The following is a 9,919-nucleotide window of genomic DNA, read 5'->3' on the forward strand; positions in this document are numbered from 1 at the left end:
CAGCATTCGGCATTTGACGAAATAGAAAAAGACCCCACAGCAGCCACCTAATGACTCCTGTGCGGTCCGGCAGGACATTTATTTTGAATAGCTAGTTTTTATCGAGGATGATTTTCTGTTATTCATCATTTTTTTAACGATTGGATAAAGAACTGGTCCCCATTTTAGCGCCGTTTTGATTAATTTTTTCATGTGTCATCCCTCCTCATGTCTTAGTACTTATATACCCAGACTAAATAAGGGACAATCCTGCATGATTTTGGTAATCTTAGATATTATTTTGCAGGAGCAAGTTCGTCTTCGGTTACCCACTGATGGTTCGTCACTTTTTCAGAGCCATCTGTTGGCATGAAGTCGACCATGTATACTGTCATTTCCTCAGCTGTATCAATGACCGCTTTTGCTCCTTTCATTCCTTCCATATGATCGGTATTGATTGTAACCTCATTCCCTGGCTTTAATGGTTCGTCACCGACATCAAGCAGTTCTTCATGAATGACCCACTTATGCTGTTCCACTCGGTCTCCACCATTGGTAGGGTCATAGGATAACGAATAGACGACAGTATCATATGCTCCAACGATCTCCGCTTCTGCTCCATCCATGCCTGGCATGTGATCGTCCGTGATGATAGCCTTGCTGCCAACTTTGTATGTTGGACCCGAGGCTTCCTTTAGACCTTCAGGTAATTCGCCTGATCCTGAATGCTCCATATTTGCATGGCTGTTGTGATCTTCAGTGCTTGATTTTTCTTCTTCACCAGAACAAGCTGTTAAAAATAATGCGGTGCTAATCGATAAAAATACCATTACAAATCTATTTTTTAGTTTCATATTACATCTATCCCTCCCTATGTTATAAAAAATTTATATCATGAATTTATGCAGATTTTATCGAGCACGGTTACACTTTTTGCCTAGCGCTTGAATAGCTAATTTTTCAAAAAGTTTTAAACCCCTTAAAAATAGGTAAATCCCTGTATAACATCGAAGTAGGGAGATTCTATGACAACAAGATATTTAAAGGTAATTATTCTATTATTTATCACTTTTTCATCCATCAACGTGACTCTGGCAGAAGCAGCAAGTGATCGCCAGGTAATTCTTATTTCTTTTGACGGCATGCGTAATGATCTCACCCGGAGTTATGTAAAAGACGGCAAACTGCCTAATATAAAGAATGTAATCGAAAAAGGAACTAACGCCAAATACGCCAAAACAGTAAGCCCGTCCCTTACTGCTCCATCACACGCAGCTATCGCGACCGGCGCAACTCCACTTAAAACATCAATCGTCAGCAATGCCTGGCAGCAGAAAGATGCAGCACTGACAAACCAGAAAAATGCCTTCTTAAGTGCATTTGAGGTAGACCCACTCTGGGTCACAGCCAGGAAGCAAGGAAAAACTACAGCAACGGTAGCTTTTGCCGGAGCGAATCCTTCCACTGGCAAGCAGGCGGACTATACAATTTACTATGGGGATACGCTTTCCCCAAGCAAACAGGAAAAACTCAAATTTACAGAGGCATCAGGCTGGAGCAACACTCCGAAAAGCTTTAGTTTATTGATGGAGACATCCTTCAAAATTAAGGTCGAGGACAGTAAAAACAAAGAAATCCATGTGCTTGCGTACGATTCAAGCAACGATGAGACAAAGAATTACGACGAATTTATCGTTTCTGACAATAAAAAGATTGATAAAAAAGGAGTTAGTCCAAAAAATTGGGGATCAGTCACGCTTCAGGTAAAAGAAGACCAGACAGCAGGTTTCTGGTTCAACTTCACTTCAACTGACCCAGCATTAGGTAAGGAAGCTGTAATGTACCGTTCAGCAGTGACGTCAGGTTTAATTGATGGGCCAGAAGGATTTCCTGAACGAATTAGGGACCAATTTGGTTTTTTCCCGCCTCAGGATGATGACATCGCCCTGGAGAAGGGCTGGATTTCCAGGAAGGAATATGAGGAAATTTCGGAGAGGTTCGTAAATTGGGTAACAGATGTATCCCTTTTTATCAAAAATGAGTACAAGCCGGATTTGCTGATGTTTTATGCGCCGCAAATTGACCATCAAGAACATAAGTACTTGCTGACAGACCCAAGGCAGCCTGATTATTCACCTGAAAAATCGAAAAAGTACATGGAATATATACAATGGTCCTATAAAGTTGCAGACAGTGTCGTCGGCAAAACAGTCGAATCACTGGACGGGAACGACCATCTCTTCATTGTTTCCGACCATGGCATGGAACCTGCGCATTCGGCACTTGAGCCCAATAAGGTCCTCAAGGAAAATGGACTTCTAGTTTTGGATTCCGATGGTAAGATTGATTATAAGAAATCAAAAGCGATTGCAATTCCAAGCGGTTCGGCAGCACATGTATACATCAACCTGAAATCGAGAGAAAAGCATGGTATCGTTCCAGAAGAAGATTATGAACAGGTCCGGAATGAAATCATCCAGGCGTTTAAAGGGATCAAGGTAAACAGGAATGAAAACGGTCCTGTCATCAGGCATCAACTGAAAGAAATATGGAACAGCACCGTGAACTTATCATTTACCGGTGTAAAAGAAAATACAAAAGATTTATTTGGTTATCTATTGAACGCTGATATTCATCCCTACCAGGATATTAAAAAAATATCCCAAAACAAAAAATTGAAGGAGCAAAATGCCGGAGATATTTTATTGATGGCTGCTCCTGGTTATATAATGGGACAGGGCGAATCTCATATCGTAAAGTCAACACCCGAGTTAGGTACACATGGTGGGAATCCGAATCGCGACAAATTGAGGGCAGTGTTTTTGGCAATGGGACCTGACATCCCCCGTGGAAAAAAGATAGAGCCGATCTCCAATCTTGATATAGCACCAACCATTTATGAATTACTAGGTTTGCAAATTCCCAATTATGTAGAGGGTAAAAGAATCAAAAATCTAACTGAAGAATCAAAAAAAGCGAATCAAGAATAACTTGGTTCGCTTTTTTGAGTCCTTTTTCCCCTGTTCCCCCTGTTCCCCTTTATCACCCGCAATAACATCCATACATACCAAAACATTTCTATGGATATTTTAAGTAAGAGGTGATTGATATGGATTTACAACGTGTAAAAGAAATACTAGCCGCGGAAAGTGAAATACCTGTACATTACCACGTAGTCCCGATCTGGATTGAAAGCATCGACCTTACTTCTAGCATGGCGGTCATTTCACCAAGAGGAACACATTAAGAAAGACAGCTTGTATCTATCGACGGCTTGGATGAAAACTAGGCTCTCGTTTTTGAGAGCCTTTATCTTCTTAAGAACAAAAAGAGCCAGCGACTGTAAAGGCTGAGCACTGGAGCTAGGTTAATTTTTTAATTAATTTAAAAACAAAAAATCCAGGCCTTCGCCTGGATTCATTTAGAAAGCCCAATCACCAAGAGGTGTCATCTTACGATTCTGCTTGCAGCTCTCGCATACATGAAGCCTAACGGGTTGAAAAAGCTTTTCTTCCTTGTTCTCTGAAACATCCTTCCGTCCACAAACTTCGCAAATTCTCATCCATTTCACCTCATTTTAATCTATTGTCAAATGGCTAAGTTCTGAAGCGAATCGCTAACCTGTCCAACACTTGGGTTTATTAATAATATTTACAAGATGGGTGAAAATATTTAAGGAGAACAATATATTTTTAAAAAGGATAATCTTACACATCGAAAATAATGTTTTATTTCATTTCTAGGATTACACTTAATTTCTATTAGTTAACATAATATTATTATCCACCTATAATGACCTTATATCCTAAATGCCCGAAAAATTCCTTCAACACTGTTTCAGCATTTTTATCTGCTTTTTGTAAAACACCTGCAGCTATCGCTTCCTGCTTTATTTGTTTCTGGGCTACAGCGGCCAAATCGAAGCCTTGATCCCATTGTACTTTTCCACGGAAAAGGCCTTCATCGGAAAATGTCCTCACCTCGTCCATCTTAACTGACGGCTCTTGAATGAATTGTGCCTGAGGCAGCAGGATTTCAACTGTTTTATTCTCTTCATCCACTTTCAAGTCCTTTTTATCGATCGCTTGCAAATCAACACCCGCTATCACAGTTGCTGGAACGATCAATAGCAATTCACGCTTTGTCCCAGGTAAATTAAAGTTAATTTTCTCCCCGAATAATTCATTATCTTCTTGCTCAAGGATCACCTTCACATGTGCCTCTGCCGTGGCCAACGTTGCCAATCCATGTACTTGTTCAATGAATACAGTAGACTCAGCCTTGCCCGTGCTCCCCGTAACATACCAGAAACCAGCACTTATGCTAGAAGCTATTAAAAGTAGAATAATTAGAATCCTGCTGATTGTACTAAGCTTTGATGACCTCGGCGGGTATGCAGCCAGGGAAGCCGAGCTTTCCTTTCTTCCCGACCTTAATTCTGTTAATAGTTCATCAAGTTTAGAAATAACTTTTTCCTGCTTGTCCATTTATCTAACCTCCAGTATCACTAAAAATTACAAATTACCCTTTCAATCGACAAATACAGATGATAAAAATTCCTCCTATTATAAGGAGGCTACTTATTTTTTACGAACTAGTATGGAAAAAGTTTCATAGAATGACAGTTTGCTAGTTTCCGCTGTTTTATTTTTCAAAAAATGGGGCATAGTTAAAAATATTCGCATCACCAAGAAGGAGGCAGCTATTTTGAGTCAATTAGATGGTAAAGTCGCGTTTATAACAGGTGCCAGCTCAGGAATCGGAAGAGCCGCAGCTATAAAACTGGCCCAAGAGGGTACAAAGGTTGCCTTAATCGATATGAAGGAAGAAAACGCCAGGGATGTTAAGGAGTCAATTGTAGAGTCTGGCGGAAGCGCACTGATCGTCGAATGTGATATCGCAATTCCAGAAGAAATAGAACGAAGCTATCAAAAGGTTGTTGATGCCTGGGGAAAAGTCGATATCGTATTTGCCAACGCTGGCATCAATGGGGTGATTGCACCAATAGAAGACTTGGATCCAGAGGATTGGGACGAAACAATCAGCACGAACCTCAAAGGAACCTTTCTTACTGTAAAATATGCAATCCCGCACATGAAGAAGCATGGAGGCAGCATCATCATCACGAGCTCAATTAACGGAAACAGGATTTATAAGAATTTCGGAATGTCTGCCTACAGTACTTCCAAAATCGGTCAAACAGGCTTTGGTAAAATGGCAGCACTGGAACTTGCCCAATATAGTATAAGAGTTAATATCATCTGCCCGGGTGCAATTGAAACCAATATAGGGAAAAACACTTTCCCGCAAGAAGATAACCTAGAAAAAATCAAAATCCCAGTTGAATATCCCGAAGGCAATCAACCACTGGAAGAACGTGCCGGAAAGCCAGAACAAGTAGCAGACCTCGTGTTCTTTCTCGCTTCCGATCTGTCATCGCATATTACCGGGACAGAAGTCTATATAGATGGAGCGGAATCGCTGTTGTAAAGGAAAATGCTCAGGGCTGCCTGAGCATTTTTTGCGTGTTTATAATTCCATAGTGCACTAAGTCTTCATAACGATTTTCTTTCCTGACATGGTCAATTAAAATACCTTCTTTTCTCATTCCTAACTTTTCCAACACGCGCCCGGATGCCGGGTTGGAGTGAAAGCAGCGAGCAAATACTTTATGATATTTCATTTCACTGAACGCAAATTGTACGATTGCTTCTGCTGCCTCTGTTGCAAATCCTCTTCCCCAGTATTCTTCACCAATCCAGTAAGCTATTTCACCATGATTGAACCTCTGGTTGTTGGATAATGCGATAGCTCCGAACAGTTGACCACTTTCCTTATCGGTTACAGCGAACTCGTATGATTTACTAGCTTCATAATTTTCAAGATGGCTTTCCATCCAAGATAAAGCGTCTTTTATTGAATAAGGATACGGCAGGTACAAAGTATTCTTATAGATATTGTAATTATGACAAAGCCTGGCAACGTCTTCCGCATCAGATTTTTGAAACATCCGAAGAATTAGCCTACTAGTAGTAATTGTTTTATTTTTATGATCATAGGTCATTCCAAGCCCCCCAATACAAGAATCAAATACTTCTTCAAAAATGATTAATCTCCAATTCGCTTTGTTAAGCCGTAAATTCCAGGTTTTTCTTCATAACCTAACTTTCTATTAACATAAAGCATTGGTGTATTATTGGAATTGTTATGGGTTCGAATATATTTCACTTTATTTTGCAAAGCATATTCGATCGCTTTTATTTTTACCGCCTGGGCAAGCCCTTTACCACGAAATCGCTGATCTACTCCAGTCATCGAATTATAGTAGACATCCTCAGTTTCCTTTACGACCATAGACATAGCAATCCATTGATCGCCATCAACCGCTAAAATAAAGCCCTTCTTATCAAAGTCTTTCAACAAGGCTATCATTCTATCATTTACCGGACGAGGCTTTCCTTTCATGCCTGGAACATCAGTAACTAGCTCCCACCAGAAATCCCAGAAGCGATTTTGAGTCTCTTTATCCTTTGGGTAATCATCTAAAGTAGTCAAATGAATTCCGGATGATTCTAGCTCTTTAAAAATAGAACTATAGTGTTCCTTGTTAAACAGAGAAATATCTAGCTGAGATTCGAATACATGACTAGTTATGTCAAACCCTTTCTTTTTAGCCCAATTCAAGTCTATCTCCTTTGTATCCTGGATTTGAGTTTGGAGAACTTTGGACTTGTTCTGATGGGCAATACCCTCGATTTCAGTAAATATCCAGCCCCCGATCCCCTGATTACGCCACTCAGGATCCACCTTGATAAAAACCTCAGCGAATTCCGGTTCTAATATGGGATCCCATGGTCCAGTAACATACATACCGTACCCAATTAATCTGCCCTTCGGAGTGATCACACCCAGAATTTTTAAAACCGTTTCGCTAGAAGCCTTTTTTTCAAGCATTTTTATGGTATCTATGTTAGGTAACCCGGAACCTGTTTCAAATACAATTTCAGAGAAGTTTTTGGAGGTTAAGGGGATGATTTTCAGGTCCATTCAACTAACAACTCCTTTTATTACCTACACTCAATCAACCAGCAATCACGGAGTTCTCCTTCGTGGAGTTCGTGTTTGGGCAGTAATTTCACTTTATTGAACCCACACTTTTCGTAGCATTTTATAGCACGCTCATTCCATACTTGCGGATCCATTACAACTTTATCGGCATTCATACGATCAAAAAGAAACTCTGTCATCGATGTAATAAGCAAAGTTCCAATACCTCTATTCCAATAGTCGACTTCACCGATAAATTGATCAGTTCCGAAAATTCGTCCGCTCTCATATCCATACTCTTTTTTAGTTTCCTCATCCAATTCATAATATTGAATATATCCTATTGACTTACCTTCATACTCAATAATGCATTTAACTTCATCGTCATCTGAAGAGTAGAAAACCCTTTCGACTTTTTCAACATCGAAGGAATTATCCCTGCCTTCATAAAATTCAAGAACCTCCGGAGTAGAAAGCCATTTTGCTAATAAGTGCTTATCTTTTTCTGCTAATCTACGAACCATAAATCTACCTTTTTGGAATAGCACATTTATCCCTACTTTTGTAAATTCTTATTTTTATCCCATTCTTCAGCTAAAATCCCATAAACAACATGATCTACATAGTGGTCATACAGCCATTCGGCTTGACGGATCTTGCCTTCTTTTACAAATCCTAATCTTTCAGGAATCCCTCTGCTTTTCTTATTTTCCTCTGCAGCTCTGATTTCAACTTTGTTCAATTTCAAATGGTTAAATGCGTAATCAGTCAATGCCTTGGCAACCTTGGTCATGATCCCTTTTCCCTGGTATTCATGCCCGAGCCAATAACCGATATATGCCGTTTTGTTTGACCAGTTAATACTGTTGAAGCCTGCAGTACCGACTATTTCTCCCTCATATAAAATAACCGTCGTCATGCTTTTACTTTCGGCGTAACCTTTCATTGTGCCTTTAAGGAACTCTCTAGTATCTTCAACATCCGTTGTAAAATCCAGCCAGGGAAGCCACTCTTTCAAATATTCCCGTGCCTTTTCAGTCAGTTCAAACAGGCGATCCGCATCAGTCACCTCTGTTAGTTTTAATGATAATTGTTCATCTATTTTATATAGAAACATAAGATTTCCTCCTGTACGTTAAGTTTATAACGAGATACTATTCGACAAAAGATTCGTTTTTTCCTTTTATTGCTAAGGACTTTCTTCTATAAAAAAGAGCTACCAACATTTGCTGGCAGCCCTTTAAAAGTCTTTTATAACTTTTCCCCGTTTGTTTTTATCACATCTTTATACCAGAAGAATGACTTTTTCTTCTTCCGTTCTAACGTTCCGCTGCCATCATCATGCTTGTCCACATAGATATAGCCATATCTTTTTGAAAACTCGCCCGTTGACATGCTGACCATATCGATGCATCCCCAGCTGGTGTAGCCCATCAAATTTACTCCATCCTCAATCGCTTCACCCATTGCTTTAATATGCTCGCGCAAATAGTCAATTCGATAGTCGTCATTTATACTTCCGTCTTCTTCAAGTTGATCATAGGCACCCAAGCCGTTTTCCACAACAAAAAGAGGAATTTGATAGCGATTATATAGTTTGTTCAAGCTGATGCGCAACCCAACCGGGTCGATTTCCCATCCCCAGTCACTTACGTCCAGGAATGGATTTCGCACTCCACCAATTATATTTCCTTCTGAAGCATCGTCATCAGCCTTCTCTTTTTTCTCAGTGCGTGACATGTAGTAGCTGAAACCGACGTAATCCACGGTTCCTTCCTTCAATAACTCAAGGTCTCCTTCTTCAATCTCCAATTGAATATTGTGTTCTTTAAAGTATCGATTCATGAAGGAAGGATACACTCCCCGTACTTGCACATCACCGCAAAAATAATTGAAAATCTGCTCTTCTTTAAGAGCGTGCAGGATATTTTCAGGATTGCTGTCAAAAGGATAAACAGGTGCAAAAAGAATCATGCAGCCAATTTGCGATTCTGGAATGATCTCATGACAAGCTTTGACTGCCATTGCGCTTGCGACTAGTTGATGGTGGTAGGCCTGGAAGGTTGGCTGGAATCGGTCTTCTTCTTTTTCAATCGAAAATCCCAGACCGTTGATCGGCATGACAAGAGCACTATTGATTTCATTAAACGTCATCCAGTACTTAACTTTGTCTTTATAACGATTTAAAATAGTACTGGCATACCTTTCAAAGAAAGTGACCACTTTACGGTTTCGCCAGCCTCCGTATTCTTTTACCAAATGAAGCGGCATTTCATAATGGGAAATAGTCACAACCAGTTCAATCCCATGCTTGTGCAGCTCGTCTATTACACGGTCATAAAAAGCAAGCCCCTCCTCATTAGGCTCAAGCTCATCGCCATTCGGGAAAATCCGTGTCCAGGCTATCGACATCCTGAAAGCCTTGAACCCCATTTCCGCAAACAATGCAATATCCTCTTCATAGCGGTGGTAAAAATCAATCGCCTCATGATTTGGGTAGTATTGATCGGGTCTGATTTCAAAATCGAAACCAGGTTTGGTTAAAATATCGTATCTGGCTTTTCCTCCTGGGAGAACATCCGCGACATTTAGGCCCTTCTGACCTTCGTTGTAGCCACCCTCAATCTGGTTAGCAGCAGTAGCCCCTCCCCATAAAAAACCTTCTGGGAATTTATATGTATTCATGGTTAGTACCTCCATATTAAATATAGGAAGCAGGTTATTAGCTTCCCTCTGGAATATCTAGACCGAACGAGCTGGCGTAATTTTTTTTGACAGCTTTTCGCTTTGTGGCGGTGAACCTGTCACGATTCCAGCCATTTCTTGACAGCTTTTCGACTGGTAGCCCCGAACCTGTCACGATTCCGTCCTTTTCTTGACAGCTTTTCGCTTT

11 protein-coding genes are annotated in these 9,919 nt (G+C 40.3%); 3 read left to right on the forward strand and 8 right to left on the reverse strand.

Annotation, left to right across the window (positions count from 1 at the left end; all coding sequences use genetic code 11):
• Positions 1–78 precede the first annotated feature (78 nt).
• Together yxzF and TY49_RS12625 are read right to left on the reverse strand one after the other, a co-directional pair.
• On the reverse strand, positions 79–192 hold the full coding sequence (gene yxzF, locus TY49_RS25640; protein ID WP_232310450.1) for a small protein YxzF: 114 nt from the start codon (positions 190–192) through the stop codon (positions 79–81).
• Positions 193–275: 83 nt separating this feature from the next.
• A complete protein-coding gene (locus TY49_RS12625) occupies positions 276–833 on the reverse strand; it encodes a YdhK family protein (protein ID WP_041966267.1) in 558 nt (185 codons plus the stop codon).
• Between the two features lie 171 nt (positions 834–1,004).
• Here TY49_RS12625 and TY49_RS12630 point away from each other — a divergent pair, with 171 nt between their 5' ends.
• Both TY49_RS12630 and TY49_RS24270 read left to right on the forward strand, forming a co-directional pair.
• On the forward strand, positions 1,005–2,969 hold the full coding sequence (locus TY49_RS12630; RefSeq protein WP_052442181.1) for an alkaline phosphatase family protein: 1,965 nt from the start codon (positions 1,005–1,007) through the stop codon (positions 2,967–2,969).
• A gap of 119 nt (positions 2,970–3,088) precedes the next feature.
• On the forward strand, positions 3,089–3,226 hold the full coding sequence (locus TY49_RS24270) for a small, acid-soluble spore protein, H family (protein ID WP_084135463.1): 138 nt from the start codon (positions 3,089–3,091) through the stop codon (positions 3,224–3,226).
• A gap of 532 nt (positions 3,227–3,758) precedes the next feature.
• On the opposite strand, the gene TY49_RS12635 is transcribed toward TY49_RS24270, so the two are convergent.
• Entirely contained in the window at positions 3,759–4,466 is a 708-nt protein-coding gene (locus TY49_RS12635; RefSeq protein WP_041966268.1) for a DUF4230 domain-containing protein, read from the reverse strand.
• A 217-nt stretch (positions 4,467–4,683) separates the two neighbouring features.
• Here TY49_RS12635 and TY49_RS12640 point away from each other — a divergent pair, with 217 nt between their 5' ends.
• Positions 4,684–5,469, forward strand: coding sequence for an SDR family oxidoreductase (locus TY49_RS12640; protein ID WP_041966280.1), 786 nt, complete (start codon positions 4,684–4,686; stop codon positions 5,467–5,469).
• A 10-nt stretch (positions 5,470–5,479) separates the two neighbouring features.
• Here TY49_RS12640 and TY49_RS12645 read toward each other — a convergent pair whose 3' ends face one another.
• The 5 genes from TY49_RS12645 to TY49_RS12665 form a co-directional block, all read right to left on the reverse strand.
• On the reverse strand, positions 5,480–6,043 hold the full coding sequence (locus TY49_RS12645; protein ID WP_041966269.1) for a GNAT family N-acetyltransferase: 564 nt from the start codon (positions 6,041–6,043) through the stop codon (positions 5,480–5,482).
• A gap of 44 nt (positions 6,044–6,087) precedes the next feature.
• On the reverse strand, positions 6,088–7,026 hold the full coding sequence (locus tag TY49_RS12650; protein WP_041966270.1) for a GNAT family N-acetyltransferase: 939 nt from the start codon (positions 7,024–7,026) through the stop codon (positions 6,088–6,090).
• A 20-nt stretch (positions 7,027–7,046) separates the two neighbouring features.
• Complete coding sequence (locus tag TY49_RS12655) at positions 7,047–7,550, reverse strand: GNAT family N-acetyltransferase (protein WP_041966281.1); 504 nt, start codon at positions 7,548–7,550, stop codon at positions 7,047–7,049.
• 32 nt (positions 7,551–7,582) lie between these two features.
• Positions 7,583–8,143 carry a GNAT family N-acetyltransferase gene (locus TY49_RS12660; protein ID WP_041966271.1) on the reverse strand — a complete coding sequence of 187 codons (561 nt, stop codon included), beginning with the start codon at positions 8,141–8,143 and terminating at the stop codon, positions 7,583–7,585.
• A gap of 134 nt (positions 8,144–8,277) precedes the next feature.
• Positions 8,278–9,711: a glycoside hydrolase family 1 protein gene (locus tag TY49_RS12665; protein ID WP_041966272.1), complete on the reverse strand. Its 1,434-nt coding sequence runs from the start codon at positions 9,709–9,711 to the stop codon at positions 8,278–8,280.
• Positions 9,712–9,919 lie beyond the last annotated feature (208 nt).

It is taken from the genome of Mesobacillus selenatarsenatis SF-1 (genome assembly GCF_000813125.1).
GTDB classification, from domain to species: domain Bacteria; phylum Bacillota; class Bacilli; order Bacillales; family Cytobacillaceae; genus Mesobacillus; species Mesobacillus selenatarsenatis.

Bases quoted from the DNA above. Each gene is read 5' to 3' on its own strand.
- TY49_RS12635 (WP_041966268.1), bottom strand. From the start codon at position 4,466: ATGGACAAGCAGGAAAAAGTTATTTCTAAACTTGATGAACTATTAACA.
- TY49_RS24270 (WP_084135463.1), top strand. From the start codon at position 3,089: ATGGATTTACAACGTGTAAAAGAAATACTAGCCGCGGAAAGTGAAATA.
- yxzF (WP_232310450.1), bottom strand. From the start codon at position 192: ATGAAAAAATTAATCAAAACGGCGCTAAAATGGGGACCAGTTCTTTAT.
- TY49_RS12665 (WP_041966272.1), bottom strand. From the start codon at position 9,711: ATGAATACATATAAATTCCCAGAAGGTTTTTTATGGGGAGGGGCTACT.
- TY49_RS12630 (WP_052442181.1), top strand. From the start codon at position 1,005: ATGACAACAAGATATTTAAAGGTAATTATTCTATTATTTATCACTTTT.
- TY49_RS12655 (WP_041966281.1), bottom strand. From the start codon at position 7,550: ATGGTTCGTAGATTAGCAGAAAAAGATAAGCACTTATTAGCAAAATGG.
- TY49_RS12625 (WP_041966267.1), bottom strand. From the start codon at position 833: ATGAAACTAAAAAATAGATTTGTAATGGTATTTTTATCGATTAGCACC.
- TY49_RS12650 (WP_041966270.1), bottom strand. From the start codon at position 7,026: ATGGACCTGAAAATCATCCCCTTAACCTCCAAAAACTTCTCTGAAATT.
- TY49_RS12660 (WP_041966271.1), bottom strand. From the start codon at position 8,143: ATGTTTCTATATAAAATAGATGAACAATTATCATTAAAACTAACAGAG.
- TY49_RS12645 (WP_041966269.1), bottom strand. From the start codon at position 6,043: ATGACCTATGATCATAAAAATAAAACAATTACTACTAGTAGGCTAATT.